This window comes from Halalkaliarchaeum sp. AArc-GB (genome assembly GCF_031432225.1).
Lineage (GTDB): Archaea > Halobacteriota > Halobacteria > Halobacteriales > Haloferacaceae > Halalkaliarchaeum.
Genome location: NZ_JAVKGM010000018.1, coordinates 1 through 16,605, shown reverse-complemented (window position 1 = coordinate 16,605; position 16,605 = coordinate 1). Strand labels below are relative to the sequence as shown.

Below are 16,605 nucleotides of genomic sequence, written 5' to 3'. Positions count from 1 at the left end.
ACTATGCAGGGACAAGCCCAACAGCAGGCGTACGACCGCGGGATCACCATCTTCTCGCCGGACGGACGGCTCTATCAGGTCGAGTACGCACGCGAGGCGGTCAAGCGAGGCACCGCGAGCGTCGGCATCCGGACGGCCGACGGAGTCGTGCTCGCGGCGGACAAACGCCCGCGCTCCTCGCTGATGGAGCCGGCGAGCATCGAGAAGATCCACAAGGCCGACGACCACGTCGGAATCGCTTCGGCGGGTCACGTCGCCGACGCCCGGCAGCTGATCGACTTCGCCCGGCGGTTCGCCCAGATCAACCACCTCCGGTACGGCGAAGCGGTCGGCATCGAGACCCTGACGAAAACGGTGACCGACCACATCCAGCAGTACACCCAGATCGGCGGCGCGCGCCCGTTCGGCGTCGCGTTGATCATCGGCGGAGTCTCCAACGGCGAACCCCGATTGTTCGAAACCGACCCCTCCGGGACACCCTACGAGTGGAAGGCGCTGTCGATCGGATCGAACCGGTCGGAGATCAGAAACTTCCTCGAGGAGCGGTACCACGACGAGATCACCCTCGAGGAGGGGATCGGTCTCGCGCTCGAGGCGATCGCCGAGAGCAACGACGAGGGGCTCACGCCAGAGGGCGTCGGCGTCGCGACCGTCTCGGTCGAGGACGAACAGTTCCACGATCGGTCGCCCGAGGAGATCGAGGAGATTCTGGAGGAGCACGATCTGCTTGCAAGCGACGAAGACGACGAAGAAGCAGGCGAAGACGACACAGACGAAAGCGACGACACCGAGCAGTAACGGCCCGCTCACCTCATCCGCCCCACATGGTCGCCGACCGAACGGACGCGTACGCGTTCGAACCCGGCACGCCCTCCCCCGAACGGTTCACCGAACTCCGCCGCCGTTCCGGGATGACGCCCCGCACGGTCGAGTCGGCCCGGCGCGGGCTGCCGGGCACCCTGTACGGGGTCGTTGTTACCGTCGACGGCACATCCGAACGCACCGCAACTACCGACGACGTTCACGAAGAGAGCAACGACGGGGCGACCGTCGGGATGGGGCGGATCGTCGGCGACGGCGGCGCAGTGTATCAGATCTCGGACGTGGCGGTGCATCCCGACCACCAGGGCAACGGGATCGGGACGGAAATCATGGATCGGTTGATGGCGTACCTCGAGGAGACTGCGCCCACGGGGGCGTACGTGAACCTGATCGCCGACGTCGACGGGTTTTACGAACAGTGGGGGTTCGAACCCGTCGCTCCGGGGTCGAAAGGGATGGGACGCTACATTGAGTGAGGTCCGCCGGCGTCCCGTTTCAGGACTCCTCGTACGCGAGGTTCATCAACCACTGCGAGAAGGCGTCGCTTTGCGGGTTGACCTCCTCTTCGCCGATAAACGGGGAGAGCATGTCGCCTGCCATCAAAAGCTCGAAGTCGAGGTCGCGCGCCGTGGGTCGGAGGAGATAGGTGTTGTGTCCCTGGTAGACGGTTTCTTCCCGCTCGATGAGATCCGTACTCTCGAGTTTGTCCGCGATCCGGCTTCCCTTCCGCGAGGAGATGTCCAGCTCCTTCCAGAAGTCGCTTTGGTGGATTCCCCCGGTCTCTCGGACGAGCTCGAGTCCAGCGAGCTCGTCGGCCGACAGTTCAGCTTCCTCCTCGGAGACGCTCATACACGTACACCCGCCTGCGAGTCGCTTAAAACCTGCTCTCTCGCTCTGCTTCGATCGTGAACGTCCCGTCGAGGTCGACCGGTTCTGCGGGCGTCTCGCAGGGGGGTCCGTCGGCGTAGTCGTACCGTACGTCGCCGTCGCTCGAAAGCCGAACCAGTGACGACGACCGGGTACCGAAGCCGTCGCCGTGTACGCAGACTCCCGCCTCGTGATCCCCGAGGGCTCCGCCCGCCCGGTCGAGCCAGCGGTCGGCCGTCTCTCCCGGCTCGGGCTGGAGGCGAGCTCTGAGTTCGTCGGCGTTTTGCGCCTGCGTTTCACCGAGTTCGGCACGCTCGTGGGGAATCTCGTAGACCCCGTCCGCGCCGACGTTGACGACGACGTGAACGCCGGGAGCGAAGCTGCGAACCTGGAAGCGGCCGGTCCACTCCAGGAGATGAGCGCTCTCGGCGTCGGCGAGAACGAGGTTGAATCCCTCGTATGCGGTCCGGTCGAGCTCCCGTTCGACGTGTCTCGCCGCGTCCGTTGCCGAATCCGAACGGAGACAGTCCGCTACCAGAAGCCCCCGCGAACGGTCCCCCTTCAGGTCGGACGCGTTCCAGCGGTTAGTGATCGCAGCGAACACCCCCCGATCGTTGAGGCCGATCCAGGTTCCCCCAGCCCGGTCGTCGACCGGCGCGAGCACGGCTGGACCGGGTTCGCCCGTAGACGCTGCGATCCCGTCCGAACGAATCTTCGGTGGCGATGACGGGCGGTCGGTCGCCTCGTCCCGGTTCGCCGCCGCGACGATGGGCGCGTCGGGGAACACCTGCCAGGCGAGTGTCAGGGTACACACGGGTCGGGGTACGACGGCACTACTTATAAAAGCCAATAGGCACAGAGAGACCGCTTCCGGGCGCTTTATTCGGCGCTTTCATAATGATTATTCTCGGCCGTTACCGGACGATCGGCCCATCCGGTGGCCGATCGTCCGGTCAATCACTACAATAACCAGTATCAGGCGACGTCCCGACGTACGGCGATCTCGAACCAGGGACACAGCCTGAGCTGGCGGTACAGTTTCGGGTTTTCGTGGAAGTGCTCGTAGTCGACCCACATCCGCCCGCCGATTTCGGCGTCGTCCGGCGACAGCGTCGTGTCCTCGAGGGTGACCTGCAACACGGCACACACCTCCCACTCGACGCCCTGGTTCGGGTAGTAGCGTTTGTACTCGAACTTGTCGGTGACACGGAGATCGCTGTACTGGTCCGGCGTCACGCCGAGCTCCTCCTCGAGGCGCTGTCTCGTCGCTTCCTTCTGGCTTTGCCCTTCGACGGGGTGTGAGGCGACCGTTCCGTCCCAGTGGGTGTCCCAGAGTCGTTTTTCGGGAGCCCGCTGTGCGAGCAGGATCCGCCCCTCGCCGTCGAACACCATGCAGGTAAACGCCCGGTGTCGGACGCCGTCCCCGGTGTGTGCTTCGAGTCTGTTGACCGTCCCCGTAGCACTGTCGTCCGCATCGACCGCAATGACGTCCTGTCGCGCGTTCTCGTGGACCGGCTCGTCGCCGGAACGGCTGTCCGCGCCACCGGAGTCGGCGCCACTCTCGGCGTCCGTCTGCTCGGAACTCATGTGCGCCGTGACGGACAGCGGACACAATAAGGGTTCGGTGTCTGCTCCGGGTTCCAGGGGTGAGCGGATCGGCTATCCCAGCCGCTCGTCGAGAATCAGCCGCGTCTTGGTACTTTTCACTTCGTCCATCTCCCGGGCCTGAGAGATCAGTTCGTTCACCGCGCGCGTGTCGACGGCGTCGACGATCAACACGACGTCTTCCTCCCCGGACACCTGCCAGACAAAGTCTACCTCCGCCCAGTCGGCCATCCGTTCGGAGACGCCGGCGGTGTCGACGTCCATCGCCACCGAGATCTCGATCATCGCCTTCACGTTCCCCGTCCGGGTCGTAACCGTGAACCGCTCGATTACTCCTTCCTCGGTCATGCGTTCGACCCGGTTGCGGACGGTTCCTTCAGAGGTTCCGACCGACTCTGCGATCTCCGTGTAGGGCGTTCGAGCGTCCCGCCGGAGGATGTTCAGGATGCGACGGTCGAGGTCGTCCATGTACGAAAATGTATTTCCAGTCCCTTACCGATTACGAATTTCGTAACGTCGCTTCGAACGACGCACTTATTACCCGGGAGTCCATTCGTATCTCGTAATGTCGGACGCCTACCTCGCGCTGGCCGACGGACGCGTGTTCGAAGCACGTGCTCGTGCGCCGGGGCGCACCCGTGGCGAACTGGTGTTTACGACTGCCTATACGGGGTACGAGGAGTCGCTCACTGACCCCTCGTACGAAGAGCAGATCCTCACGTTCTCGTACCCCCTGATCGGAAACTACGGCGTCCGAGCGGAGCGGTTCGAGTCCGACCGCGTCCACCCCCGTGCTGCGATCGCCCGCGAGTTCACCGACGAGGCGGCGGCGTGGCTCGCAGACGAGGGCGTGCCGGCGATCGACCACCTCGACACGCGGGAACTGGTGACGACCGTCCGGGAAGAAGGGGCGATGCGGTGCGGGATCGCCGCCGGACCGGACGCGACTCCGGCGGACGCACGCGAGGAGCTCGCGAACGCGAAAGGGATGAGCGATCACGTAGATATCGGCTCACAAGTGAGCGTTCCCTCGGCGACGACCTACGATGGAGGCGGCGAGTACGACGTCGCGCTCGTCGACTGTGGCGTCAAGGGATCGATCATAGAGTCGCTTACCGCCCGCGGTGCGGACGTCCACGTCCTCCCGTACGACGCGAGCGAGTCGGAGGTCGCCGCGGTGGATCCGGATCTGCTGTTCGTCTCGAACGGGCCGGGCGATCCCGCGAACTTCGAGCAGGCCCAGTCGCTCGTGGAGTCGTTCGTCGGCGACGTCCCGATCGCGGGGATCTGCCTGGGACAGCAGATCGTCGCCCGGGCGTTCGGCGGCACCACCGAGAAGATGGCGTTCGGTCACCGTGGAGTCAACCAGCCCGTCCGCGACCTCCGCACCGACCAGGTCGTGATGACGACTCAAAACCACGGCTACACCGTCGACGAGGTCGGCAGCCTCGAAGTGACGCAGGTGAACGTCAACGACGGCACGGTCGAGGGGCTGGAGTGTGCCGAGTCGGACGTCATCACCCGTCAGTACCACCCCGAGGCCAACCCGGGACCGCACGACTCGCTGGGCTTTTTCGACGACGTACTCGAGCTGGCGGAGCGTCGAGTGCCGGTTGCAGCGGATTGAGGTCGGTAGATTGAGGTCGGTAGATTGAGGTTGGTGTGAGGCTTCGTTCGTTTCGTTTCCCGCAGCGGCGCCTCTCGGCATCGGCGTCCCGTCCAACCGTTCTCGGTGCATCTATCACCGTCCGGCGACAGCTACAGGTATGACCGAACTCCTGCTCACGAACGACGACGGGATCGACGCGCCCGGGATTCGGGCGCTGTACGACGCCCTCTCTTCGGAGTACGACGTGACGGTCGTCGCGCCCGCCACGAACCAAAGCGGCGCCGGCGGCGCTCGCACCTGGTGGGAGACCACCCTCGAGTACGACGACCACGAGCTCGGCTACGCCGTCCGGGGGACGCCCGCCGACTGCGTGGCCTTCGCGTTCGCCGGGCTCGAACTCGAACCGTCGCTTGTCGTGTCCGGCTGCAACGACGGACCGAACATCGGTGCACACATCCTCGGTCGGTCGGGAACGGTCGGCGCAGCCCACGAGGCGGCACTGCTTTCGGTTCCCGGGATCGCGATGTCGCTGTACGATCTCTCCGATCTGCCGCCGACGAACGCGGTCCCGTCGGTCGAGGACTTCGCGGTCGCCGCCGACGTCACCTGCCGGCTTGTCGACCGGTGGCTCTCTACGGGTCCGATCGAGGGAGCCGACTACCTGAACGTGAACGTACCTGCCCCCGACTCCGCACGAACCCTCGGCAACCCCAGGGGTGAAGACGGGTGGCCGGAGTCGGCTTTCCCGCCGATGAGGTTTACCCGACCGGCGACCGGATACGACGTGACGACCGTCGATCCGACTGATCCGGAAGTGACTGCACGCGGGGAGGCGGGAATCGAACTTCGCGACCGGTTCTGGCGTTCGTTTTTGAACCTCGACGTTCCCGACCCGGTGGGGACCGACCGTCGGGCGGCCGTCGACGGGGAGATTTCGGTCTCGCCGCTGTCGGTCGGCCGTCCCGTCTCGACGGAGATGGTCGGGGAGACGTTCTCGCTGGATCCCGAGGAACCGGCTGCGAGCGATTAGGCCGTTGTTCCGCCAGTTCGGGGGTCCCGTGAGGACCGAAGGGATCCATCCGGCTGAACCGCGAACCCTTTATCCGTGACGCCCCGAATGATCGCTATGAAGCGGCGTCGGGTTCTCGCGGCCGCTGGCACCGCCGCGGTTACGGGTCTTGCGGGCTGTTCGAGCGTGCTGGGCGACGAAGAGTACGACGTCGGGATGACCGCAACCGAGTTCGTTCCCGAGGAGCTGATCGTCGAAGTGGGAACGACGGTGGTGTGGAAAAACACCAGCGCGCGGGCCCACACCGTGACCGCCTACGAGAACCTCATCCCCGAGGACGCGGACTACTTCGCAAGCGGGGGCTACGACGACGAGTTGACCGCCCGTCAGGAGTGGTGGGACGACTACGGCGGGATCATGGAATCGGGCGACACCTTCTCGCACACGTTCGAGGTGCCGGGAGAGTACGGATACGTCTGTGTTCCCCACGAAACTGGAGGCATGACCGGCCGCGTCTTCGTCGAAGACTGACAGTGACTCGAAGAATGTTCGTCTGCGGCAGATCCTCGAGGGTTACTCGTCGACGGCGACGTCTTCGGCGTCGACGTCGACGGCGGCTTCCTCTTCTGCGGCGACTTCCTCGGGACGCGCCTCGAGCGTCAGCTTCTGGACCTCGACGCGACGAAGCGGGTAGATCTCCTTCGCGTCACCGTAGATCGCCGAGGAGAGACGTCCTTCGACAATGCTGTCGACGTACTGTTCGAACGTGCGGTCTTCGGCGGCTGCCTCGACCTGATCGATCATGATCCGGCGGATCGCTTCCTCCTGGGAGCGGTCCGCACGCTTGGTCGTAAACGCGACCGGCTGGACCTGCAGTCGGTAGTCGTCGGTCGTGAGCACCGTGATCGACGCGTCGATCTTCGATGCGCCCCGACGCACGAGCGATCGCAGGTAGTCCCGCGTGAGCTCGTGTTTGACGAACTCCGTATACGCCGAGTCGGAGCCGACATCCGTGATCTTGAACGTCAACTTCGTGTTGTTCGCGCCGGCGTCGTCAGTGATGTCGCCCAGCGTCGTCTCGATGGTTCGTCCGATGACCATGTCCGGTTCCTCCGCGACGGTCTCGCCGATCTCCGCCCGGTCGAACTGCTCGGGCGCGATCACGGTGTACCATCGCTTACCTCGCTTCTGCTTGCTTACTGATCGTTCACTCATGATGTGTGTCGTCTGTCTCGTGTCGTGTTCGTCTGTCGGTGCTGTTTCCGTCATAGCCGAGGGCGTCGGCGTGGTCGGCGGCGATCCCGGAGAGCCGCTCTGCGACGATCAGGTTGACGACGTAGTCGTCCACCGTCGACTGGAGCCCGCCGGTCGTCTCCCGCCGGATTCTGGTTCGAACCACGCCGTCGGATTCGACCGCCTCAGTGTCGACGTCGGCGGTGTTGTCCGGCGCGACCGCGGCCGCGACGGCCGTTGGATCGTCGTGTGCCGTCTCGATCCGCGCGAACCGGCGGTGATCCCCGCGGTCCCATTCGGTGTCGACGTCGGCGGTGTTTCCTGTCATAGCTGTTCCCTGATGGCGGCCGCGAACTCGGTGGGGTCACCGTCGAACCTCGCAGTCGCGATTGTGGTCGTTCCCGAGCCGGTGCCGTCGAATTCGGCAGCCACGTCCGTGAACGCCTCGCCGAGCGCCGGCCCACCTCCCCCGGGATCCCGGTTCGCCCCGGCGGCTGCTCCGCCGGCACCGTCCGCGCCCTGCTGGATCACGACCACGACCGGCTCCGGCGACCGGTAGTCGCACAGAAGTCTGGCGATCGTCGGCAGCACGGCCGGGTCGGCGTCGACGCGCGCGAGCAGCGAGCCGTCGTATCGCCCGGTGGTCGCGGCGTCGATCGCTCGATGGGTTCCTCGAGCGTGGGCGCGCCACGCCTCGAGTGCGCTCTCGCGAAGCTGGGGAGATCGGTTCGAGCTGTTCGGCCCTTCTCGGTCGTCGCGATCGAGTGCGATCGCGATCGCGGTTCCCGGTCGTTCGCGGGCCAGCACGTCGAGTACCTCCGCATAGCCGGCTAGCGTTTCGAACGGGCCGTCGATCGCGTACGGTCGCAACGCTGTCTCGATCGCGGCCGCCGCCTCCGGGACCGCCCCCTCGGCGGTCGTCACCTCGATTGCGAGCAGTGAGGCGAGCTGTTCCTGCTGGCCGGGTTCCAGCTCTCCCGCATCGGCGTCCGTCGGGAGTCCCCACTCGTCGAGGATCTCCGCGGTCCGATCGGGATCACCCGAAAACGGGGCGAGAAACTGCACAGAGTGGCCGAGCCCGTCCGTGAGCTCCCGAACCGGCAGCCCGACGCCGGGTCGCTGTTCGAGGCGGTCCCGTTCCCGTGCGCGTTCGAGGATCGCCGCGGTGCCGTCGTCTCCGGGTACCGCCCCGGCCGCGATCGAGCCTGCGAGCGCGAGCACCGGATCGGGATCGTCGTCGAGCTCGATTGCCGTCCGGTAGGCGGACGCGCTAGCGGATTCCCCGTCGGCTGTCGACACCTTCCCTGGCAGGGACGCGTCGGCGATCGCCGACTCGCGTCCCACAACCAGCGTCCGCTCGTCCGGGCCGTCGTTCGGGAGTCCCGTCGAAAGCAGGCCGTTCGGGTCGTCGGTCGACCTGACCTGAAACGGGATCCCTGCGGTCCGTGCGGCGCCTGCGATGAGTCCCGCAGCGGCGATCGCATCGCCGTCAGTGTCGGAAAGCAGCGTCAGGAACGATGCCTCCCGGACGGTAGCGGCGACGCTTGTCGCGTCGGCGGACGGACCGACCGCGTCGGTTCCGGACATTGGTGGTGGGAGTCGTCTCGGGTTACTCTTCGAGCAGCTCGACGGCGTTCTCGTAGTTGTACTTGAAGTCTTCCTCGAGCTTGTCGCCGCGGTAGTAGTTAGCCAGGCGGCGGATCTTCGCTTCGGTGTTTTGAAGCGCCCGCTTGTTGCTGTGGTCCTGCTGGTTTTCCTGCATGTGCTCGCGCAGGCGGACGGCACGTTCCATCAGGTTCCGGAGGTCTTCGGGGAGCTCCGGGTCGGCGTCGTTCTCCTCGAGGATCTCGGTGAGCTTCTTGCCGGTCGCGAGTTTCACGTCGGGGACTGGGACGCCCTTGACGCCCTCGTCGCGCAGTTTCATGCCGATCTGGCTGGGATCGTGCCCCTGGTCTGCAAGTTCGAGGACGCGCTCCTCGATCGCGTCTGGTTCGACGTCGCTCCACTCCGGTGGGTCGTCTGCGACGGGCCTGTCCGAACCGGACGAGCCGCGTCGGCGTGTGTGCATTCGTGCCATTGTCTGATTGGAACGCCGGCCGCAGAAGGCGAAACACCGACTACTCCGCGACGAACTGGTGGGTCCGCCGGGAGCTCTCGATGCACTTCCGCAATCCCAAGCCCGTACGGGCGAGTCAGATTTGCGGCCGTGCTGTTCCCAACTGTGAGGTGGACGCGGAGGGTTTAATGGGTTTCTATCCCCGGTCGGTTTGGAATCGGTATCGGAGGTTCGGGCGATTCGAAGGCCTTATTAGCGTAACCGGGATACGTTCGGTCGCGTACGGGGGCTCGTAGATCAGTGGTAGATCACTCCCTTGGCATGGGAGAGGCCCCGGGTTCAAATCCCGGCGAGTCCATCGGAGCGACCGAGTTTTACGAGGGAGCGAGAATGGACGAGCCGAGCGTCCGCCTTGCGGACGCGTGGATTTGAAGCCCTGGAAGACGCAGCGAGAACGGAGTGAGCGACCGTCTTCCTCCGGGTTCAAATCTGCAGGCCCTGGTCACGCGGCGTGACAACCCGTCCTTTTGGCGATTTCGAGCGTTGTAGCCGTTGGTTCGGAACGTGCAGTAGCCGGGACTCATGGGGTTCGCTTGACCGGAGAAGACCAACCATGAGTCTCGAACCAATCGACGCAGAAACCGCGCTCGAACTGTACCTCGCTGACAGAGGAAACGAATTATCGGAGGCCTCGCTGAAGGGCCACAAGTACCGACTCGGTCACTTCGTCCGCTGGTGTGACGAGGTAGAAGAGATACAGAACCTCAACACCCTTAGCGGCCGCCAGCTGCACAAGTACCGGCTCTGGCGGCGCGAGGATGGCGACCTGAACAAAGTCAGTGAGAAGACCCAGATGGATACCCTTCGCGTGTTCATCCGGTGGCTAGAGTCTATCGACGGCGTAGAACAGGACCTGAGTCAGAAGGTGCTGTCTCCGGCGATCACTCCTGATGAGAACTCTCGGGACGTAATGTTGGACAGTGACAGTGCTTCGAAGGTGCTCGCGCATCTGGAGAAGTACGAATATGCGAGCATCCAGCACGTCTCGATTGCCCTGATGTGGCACACGATGATGCGCGTCGGCGGTGTTCACGCACTAGACGTTGACGACTACGCCTCAGACGAGCAGTGCATCAAGGTCCGTCATCGACCGGACACCGGCACCCCGATCAAAAACCAGGGAGAGGGTGAACGGATGGTCGCGCTGTCAGACCAAGTCTGTGACCTCCTCGATGACTGGCTCGAAACCAAGCGACCGTCAGTCACCGACGAGTACGGACGAGAACCGTTGCTGGCCTCGCGGGAAGGACGGACGAATAAGACGACGCTGCGCGCCTACGTGTACCGCTGGACACGTCCGTGTGTCTATAGCACCGAGTGTCCCCACGACCGCGGCCTCGGTGAGTGTTCAGCAGTAGAGCGGGACACTGCCTACCGATGTCCGTCGAGTGTGAGCCCACACGCCATTCGTCGAGGAAGCATAACCCACAGCCTGAACAGCGATATGCCGGACAAGGTCGTCAGCGACCGTGCAAATGTAAGTCAACGCGTGATCGAGCAGCACTACGACCGACGTACTGAACGTGAAAAGATGGAGCAACGGAGGGAATATCTGGATGATCTCTAGACCGGCTTCCTGGTAAACACAGTAGAATAGTGGACGGATTTTCTCATTTGTTTAGGCTAGATCAACTGCATTCTAAGAGAACCCACTATTGGATAGCCGCCCCTTGATCTACGAAGGTTCAGATCTCCTCCAGTGACCTGACCCCGATGATCGTTCTGCATCAGCTAATTAGTCCGTATCTGCGTCTTTTCAAGCGATATCCGAAAGGTGAGTATCAAGGAAATGATAGCAGTCATTTAGGAGAGTGTAGTTACGGACCACGTTCAGGTTACAGCGAGGGTTTAAGTCGTAATCATTTGAAACGAAATCCGTGATTGATCGTTCCCGGAATCCGATAACCGCGTCAAGCATTAGTCTCTATATCGGTTTCGAGGAGTGCGCTAATTATCTTGTAAAGAGTATGGGGCCAGTCGAGGGGAAGGAGGAGGAATTGAGCGTCCTCCTATCGGAACACGGCGAGCGGTTCGAACAGGAAATCCTCTCACAACTCAAGTCGGATGCTGCCGCATTCATCGACGCCGAAAAGAAGGGAGAATGGGAACTTCCCGATGACTTCTCTGATTCCTTGAATACAATCCGTGAGAAGATCGATCAGGCTGCCACGACTGCACTTGAAGAAGACGGGATGGTTCTCGTATACCAAGCACCACTCCGCCGCCGTATCGGTGCTTGGCCCGTTACAGGGAACTCCGATCTCATTGCCTTCTGGCCCGAAGGCGACGGGCTACACGCCCATGTAGTGGAGATTAAGAGTTCGAAAGACACCCAGCCACACCACGAGGTTCAGGCCGCAGTCTACTCGTTAATGCTGCGTGACTATCTCTCTATTAGTGGCTTCGATGCGAACGTCGAAGCCGGGATCGTTCACCGCGATTCGGATGCCCTCGACGCAACTAATCCAAGCACATTCCCTAGCATCAACGATCTGGGGGTAGTTGAGGGTGACGTCAATCGCCTGTTGAGGGAGGGTGGGCGAATGGATGAATTAGCTGACGCTGACGATGTCCGCTATCGGTTATCGGGCAAATGCAACTATTGCCTGTATAACGAGGATTGTTTCAAGCAAGCGGTTGGTGACCTTGATCTCGCCTTGTTAGGCCTTACAGAGGGCGAACAGCGAGTCCTCGAAGAGCATAGCATTGAAACCGTTGACGAACTCGCGTCGTTGAAACGCGCACCTCAAAACCCGAAGCCATGGGAGTACCGAGAGTTGGACTCACTTCGTGAGGCAAAAGTGCAGGATCTGATGAATGAGCCGATTATCGGTGATGGACTTGACGATATGGTTCAAAACGCCCAGGGCGTACTTGGGGAACTCTACGAGGACCACCCACTTACCGAGTCGAAATCCTATCTTCGGACGCTGCAAGGAGCAGGAGATGGTACGCTACCGAAGGACCAACCGACTCAGAGCCAGTACGATAAGGGGGATATCGAGTACGAGCCGGGGGAGATGGTTCGGGTCTACCTGTATGTTAGGCAGGACTACATGCGTGATGCGGTTGGACTTGTAGCGGGCCGTGTCACGCGGACGAACTACGACGGCGAACCTGAGACCTTCTCCGAACTGTCAGAGTCACTTCCGGATGATGATGAGGAGAAACTTCGGGTAGAGCGAAAGTTACTGAAAACCTCGTTCCGCAAGTTGTTCAAGGCAATTCAAACGGTTGCCGATGGGCGAGACGAAGTCCCGATTCACCTCTATTTCTACACGCGAAGTGAACGTGACTGGCTTGTGGAGGGGATTAAACGGCATATGCAGCGGTGGGATTCAGAAAGTCTCGGCGCGGTTCGTGATCTCCTCGGCCTCAGGCAAGCCATAGACCAGCCTATGGTCGGCATCCTACAGGACGAACTGCGAGAGCGATACGAGTTGAAATTCACGTCCACAGGGCTGCTACCAGTTCTTGAGGGAGCGTACTTCTACAACTGCACGTGTGGATGTGACGGTGGATTCACCAGATGGGAATGGAAGATTGAGCGCGAAGATAAGCCCGATATCGACCTATACAATACGTTCAAACCAAACTTCTTCAATTTCCGCCTGCCGTTTAAGGAAACTGACGAGGGGTTCACGTTCCAATCGGTGCAGGATGAAGATGGCTGGTATCCGGTCCGCGCTCGATTCGACTCTCAATTCCCCTTGGAGTATATCTGGGCTGCGCAGGGGAAACTCGACCTCGACTGGGCTGGCGGTGATAAGCAAATCAACGAGATCCAGCAGTATCGCTGGCACGACGCAGACAAGCAAGATCGACGAATTACCCCGGACGACGTTGAACTACTGGGAGAAGAACTGTGTCGGGCGATAGAGCACGTTGAGCGCGCGCTCGGTTACAACAATGAACAGTACCACAACGCGTATCTCGGTAAAAAGCCTATTCCGCTACCCGAGTTGCCGTCGTTCACCCTAGGTGAGAGCGACCTGCGACAGGCATCGCAAGACTACATCGACCTAGAACACTTCTCACAGCGCCAAGAAGAACTCAGACACTACGCAAAGTCACCGAGAGAAAGGGTCCGGACGGGCCGAACCGCAATTGTCCGTGTGAAACGGACTGAGCAGGTGGGAGAGAAGGAACAGATGCTGTATGGGGAGTTAGTTTACGACAGGCGAGAATTCGCTAATCCAAGTGAGATTGCGAATTCGTGCCGTCTCAAGGGCTCGGAAGGGACGACATCGGGCAGCCGTCTGATAGCGAGCCATGTTGAATGGAATGGTGAAAAGTATATGCACGAAGACAATAAGACGCCGCAGACTATCGAACAAGGTGTCCCCGTCGAGGTTGTGGATATCGATATTCCGGACCGGGAAATACAGATCCACTTGAGCGAATTTGCGCACGGGTTCCATCCCGGCAGTAACCAGTATACGGATTACGACTACGTCCGAGAACACCGAGCGTGGCACGAAGACAAACACAAAGCTGGCGAAAGGCCCTATCTCGTCCACTTCGCGCCCGATGACGTAATAATTCTCGATCCGCAGACCGACGAATGGACTGCTGAAAGCGGTCAAACAGTGTACAACAGCATCGAAGAGAAGGAAGTGCCGATCTACGAGTCGATGGAGCAGTTAATGGAGGGTAGCTATGAGTAGCCCCGCTGAGATTGAATTATTCAACCGAAGGAAAGCGAACGAATTCCTCTCGTGGATTGACGAGGAGACCCAATTAGATTCACCGAACGAGAAACAACGTCAGTTCATTCAGCGGTACGCAGAGCGATTTGCAGTACTTCAAGGCCCACCGGGTACTGGGAAGACGGTCACCCTCTCCTATGGTCTGCTAGCTCGCGCCTTCGCTAGGCTCGACGACAATGAAGACTTCCGCGGACTCGTCGTTGCCCCCTCCAATCGCGCAACGAACGCCATCTTAGAGAAAACGGACGCGTTACTCCAGCAATGGAGGGCGAGTGGCCCACGGACAGACGACGACCCTCTAGATGATCTACAACTCGTCCGGGCAGTTAGCCGCGACGTTGATGTCCGTGAAGACCGCTACGACGAATCCCGGTTCGTCAACTACCATACGGACGAGGAAGCAATTTCGGAAATCAAGCGGGACCTGACGAGTGGGCAGAGCAGTCTCGATGCGTTCGGTGCTGGTGGAAGTACGAACTCAGGGATTCTGGTGTGCTCAACTCCTTCGGGAGGTTACAAGCTTGTTGAGAAGATCTATGACGACGGGACTGAACCCCACTTCGAATTATTAGCTGCTGACGAAGCGTCGATGATGCCGGTCCCAGATCTGTTAGTCCCGGGGGCCTCAACAACAAAGGGTGCACAGATCCTGATATCGGGCGATCACCGGCAGATGCCCCCGGTTCAACAGCACGACTGGGACCGGGAGGACAGGCGGATTGTTGAGGAGATCGCGCCGTTCCTGTCCACGATGGACTTTTTCCGGCTCTTCAGCGAAGACGACAACTTCAGCGGTGGTGAGAATCTGGAACTCGTGGATGTCCCAACTGGACAGTTCGTCCCTATTGACCGTCTCGAAATTACGTACCGGTGTCATACTGTTGTCGCCGAGTTCCTCCGCCGACTCATCTACAGCGACGATGGCATCCGATACCGCTCTGGGCTCAATCATCAGCTAGATGTCAAAGGGTCGCACCGGCCGGGAGTTCGCCGTGCAATGCACCCACGTTATCCCCTGGTGTTAATCGTCCATGACGAGCAGGAGAGCCAACAGTCAAACCCATTCGAGGCGGGTATCATTAGCAAACTCGTGGACGCCGCTGCAGACAAAGAATCGAAAGGTGTCGTGACGCCTCACAATGCACAGCGCGGCCGTCTCCGAACCAAACTCCGAGGGCGTGTCGATGATGACTCGGTAGACACGGTGGAGCGGTTCCAAGGTGGGGAGCGTGATCTCATCATCGTGTCAGCAACCGTTTCTGATCCGGACTATATCAGGCGTGAAGCAGAGTTCATTTTGAGTCCCGAACGCCTGAATGTGGCGATGAGTCGGATGAAAAAGAAGCTCGTACTGGTTGTCCCTCGTAGTCTGATTAATGTCATTCCCTCAGATAAAGAACAGTACAGGAGCGCGCGGAAGTGGAAGCGGATGTATGAAATCATCACTGAGGAAGCGAACAAAGAACCGTGGTCAGGGACGGTAAGCGAGATGATTGGCGAAGTGCCTGAGCGGTCAAGTGACGCAAGTTTAAATATATACACGGTAGCTAATTTAGCAACAGATGACGGATAGCGAAGAGAACGATGATCTAATCCTCTCTGCTTACAGAGCCGATAGTAGCGAACTCTTCCCCCGTATTCTCGATCTACATATTGAGGAAGGCGCGCGCATCGCGGATGTTACACACGGCACAGGTGTCTTCTGGCAAGACATTGACCTCGAAAGCCGTGGTATGGAGCTGGTCACGTCCGATATCACACCGAAGACGGACGACCTTTCCATGATTGGCGATTGCTGCGCACTCCCCATTCAAGACAATAGTCTCGATTGTATGATCCTTGACCCACCATACGCTGAAGGGTACTACCGAAGGAACCGGGAACACATGGCTGGGAATGGGTCTCACAAGTCGTTCCGCGACACATATTCGGGGGGTCGAGCGTATGACGGCAGTGGGAAATACCACCAAGCAGTTCTTCAAACCTACTTTGAGGGGGGGCATGAAGCAAAGCGGGTGCTGAAACCGGATGGAACGCTGATTATCAAAATAATGGACGAGGTCTCGTCGAATAAGCAGGAACTTGCGCACATTCAAGTAACAAACTACTACGAAAGAGAATTGGATTTCTACACTCGTGACCTATTCGTTCAGATTAGGAAAGAGAAACCAACTGTCGTTGGGATGAACAAGCAAGTCCACGCTCGGAAGAATCACTCCTATTTCTTGGTATACGATATGCCATAGCTGTTCAACCAGGAACACAGTTCTCTACGATGATCAAATAGGACTGGGAAGGAATTGTCAGGATAGAATATTTTTCATATGATGGAATCTACCTGATTCCGCCATCTACCTGTCCACACCGCAAGGGCAAACCGTTTTGCTGTTTCTTGAACCACTTTCGGTCATTGATGCCCTCGGAACAGCCACGAACTCCCGAAGTCAAGGTTTCAGAGGATAGCGACTCTGGATTCAAAGTGAATATCTACGATGGTGAGTACTTGATCCAGGTTCGACCGGACGAGAACGGGTATCAACTCAGTTTGGCATCGAAAACGGGGATGGGGGATGCGGCGTTTCTCCGAACGTATGGACGGGAGGAACGGTTCCGTGAATTGCTCGAAACAAAATTC

At 60.3% G+C, this 16,605-nt stretch carries 18 protein-coding genes and 1 tRNA gene; 11 read left to right on the top strand and 8 right to left on the bottom strand.

What is annotated here, in order from left to right; genetic code table 11:
- The first annotated feature begins 3 nt into the window (after positions 1-3).
- Complete coding sequence (psmA, locus tag RH858_RS14365; protein ID WP_310562239.1) at positions 4-798, top strand: archaeal proteasome endopeptidase complex subunit alpha; 795 nt, start codon at positions 4-6, stop codon at positions 796-798.
- Positions 799-824: 26 nt separating this feature from the next.
- Positions 825-1,298, top strand: a complete 474-nt coding sequence (locus tag RH858_RS14360; RefSeq protein ID WP_259536318.1) for a GNAT family N-acetyltransferase — start codon at positions 825-827, stop codon at positions 1,296-1,298.
- Positions 1,299-1,317: 19 nt separating this feature from the next.
- Here RH858_RS14360 and RH858_RS14355 read toward each other — a convergent pair whose 3' ends face one another.
- From RH858_RS14355 to RH858_RS14340, 4 genes are all read right to left on the bottom strand, one after another.
- On the bottom strand, positions 1,318-1,671 hold the full coding sequence (locus RH858_RS14355) for a MarR family transcriptional regulator (protein ID WP_259536317.1): 354 nt from the start codon (positions 1,669-1,671) through the stop codon (positions 1,318-1,320).
- A 25-nt stretch (positions 1,672-1,696) separates the two neighbouring features.
- Positions 1,697-2,503: an NRDE family protein gene (locus RH858_RS14350; RefSeq protein ID WP_259536316.1), complete on the bottom strand. Its 807-nt coding sequence runs from the start codon at positions 2,501-2,503 to the stop codon at positions 1,697-1,699.
- A gap of 161 nt (positions 2,504-2,664) precedes the next feature.
- A complete protein-coding gene (gene idi / locus RH858_RS14345; RefSeq protein ID WP_259536315.1) occupies positions 2,665-3,276 on the bottom strand; it encodes an isopentenyl-diphosphate Delta-isomerase in 612 nt (203 codons plus the stop codon).
- A gap of 72 nt (positions 3,277-3,348) precedes the next feature.
- The gene (locus RH858_RS14340) at positions 3,349-3,762 is read right to left on the bottom strand and encodes an Lrp/AsnC family transcriptional regulator (RefSeq protein ID WP_259536314.1); all 414 of its coding nucleotides are present in this window, start codon (positions 3,760-3,762) and stop codon (positions 3,349-3,351) included.
- Positions 3,763-3,859: 97 nt separating this feature from the next.
- Between RH858_RS14340 and carA the strand changes: the two genes are divergently transcribed.
- The 3 genes from carA to RH858_RS14325 all read left to right on the top strand — a co-directional run bounded on the left by carA (position 3,860) and on the right by RH858_RS14325 (position 6,443).
- On the top strand, positions 3,860-4,921 hold the full coding sequence (carA, locus tag RH858_RS14335; RefSeq protein WP_259536313.1) for a glutamine-hydrolyzing carbamoyl-phosphate synthase small subunit: 1,062 nt from the start codon (positions 3,860-3,862) through the stop codon (positions 4,919-4,921).
- A gap of 139 nt (positions 4,922-5,060) precedes the next feature.
- Positions 5,061-5,933 carry a 5'/3'-nucleotidase SurE gene (gene surE / locus RH858_RS14330; RefSeq protein ID WP_259536312.1) on the top strand — a complete coding sequence of 291 codons (873 nt, stop codon included), beginning with the start codon at positions 5,061-5,063 and terminating at the stop codon, positions 5,931-5,933.
- 96 nt (positions 5,934-6,029) lie between these two features.
- Entirely contained in the window at positions 6,030-6,443 is a 414-nt protein-coding gene (locus RH858_RS14325; protein ID WP_259536311.1) for a plastocyanin/azurin family copper-binding protein, read from the top strand.
- A gap of 42 nt (positions 6,444-6,485) precedes the next feature.
- Here RH858_RS14325 and RH858_RS14320 read toward each other — a convergent pair whose 3' ends face one another.
- The 4 genes from RH858_RS14320 to RH858_RS14305 are packed head-to-tail and all read right to left on the bottom strand — an operon-like array spanning position 6,486 to position 9,222.
- Positions 6,486-7,127: a 30S ribosomal protein S3ae gene (locus RH858_RS14320; protein WP_259536310.1), complete on the bottom strand. Its 642-nt coding sequence runs from the start codon at positions 7,125-7,127 to the stop codon at positions 6,486-6,488.
- Positions 7,120-7,473 (bottom strand): KEOPS complex subunit Pcc1, encoded by a 354-nt coding sequence (locus RH858_RS14315; protein WP_259536309.1) that lies wholly within the window; start codon positions 7,471-7,473, stop codon positions 7,120-7,122. The genes RH858_RS14320 and RH858_RS14315 overlap by 8 nt, the downstream gene beginning before the upstream one ends.
- On the bottom strand, positions 7,470-8,732 hold the full coding sequence (locus tag RH858_RS14310) for an exonuclease RecJ (protein ID WP_259536308.1): 1,263 nt from the start codon (positions 8,730-8,732) through the stop codon (positions 7,470-7,472). Before RH858_RS14310 ends, RH858_RS14315 begins: the two co-directional genes overlap by 4 nt.
- A 22-nt stretch (positions 8,733-8,754) precedes the next feature.
- The gene (locus RH858_RS14305; RefSeq protein ID WP_259536307.1) at positions 8,755-9,222 is read right to left on the bottom strand and encodes a 30S ribosomal protein S15; all 468 of its coding nucleotides are present in this window, start codon (positions 9,220-9,222) and stop codon (positions 8,755-8,757) included.
- 265 nt (positions 9,223-9,487) lie between these two features.
- Between RH858_RS14305 and RH858_RS14300 the strand changes: the two genes are divergently transcribed.
- The 6 genes from RH858_RS14300 to RH858_RS14275 all read left to right on the top strand — a co-directional run.
- Positions 9,488-9,559 (top strand) — tRNA-Ala (locus RH858_RS14300).
- 255 nt (positions 9,560-9,814) lie between these two features.
- Entirely contained in the window at positions 9,815-10,828 is a 1,014-nt protein-coding gene (locus RH858_RS14295; RefSeq protein WP_256288274.1) for a site-specific integrase, read from the top strand.
- A 310-nt stretch (positions 10,829-11,138) separates the two neighbouring features.
- On the top strand, positions 11,139-13,928 hold the full coding sequence (locus RH858_RS14290) for a hypothetical protein (RefSeq protein WP_310562238.1): 2,790 nt from the start codon (positions 11,139-11,141) through the stop codon (positions 13,926-13,928).
- Positions 13,921-15,543, top strand: a complete 1,623-nt coding sequence (locus RH858_RS14285) for an ATP-binding protein (protein WP_310562237.1) — start codon at positions 13,921-13,923, stop codon at positions 15,541-15,543. The genes RH858_RS14290 and RH858_RS14285 overlap by 8 nt, the downstream gene beginning before the upstream one ends.
- Complete coding sequence (locus RH858_RS14280; protein WP_310562236.1) at positions 15,533-16,216, top strand: DNA methyltransferase; 684 nt, start codon at positions 15,533-15,535, stop codon at positions 16,214-16,216. The genes RH858_RS14285 and RH858_RS14280 overlap by 11 nt, the downstream gene beginning before the upstream one ends.
- Before the next feature lie 167 nt (positions 16,217-16,383).
- The coding region (locus RH858_RS14275) for a hypothetical protein (RefSeq protein ID WP_310562235.1) at positions 16,384-16,605 on the top strand (222 nt) is incomplete at its 3' end.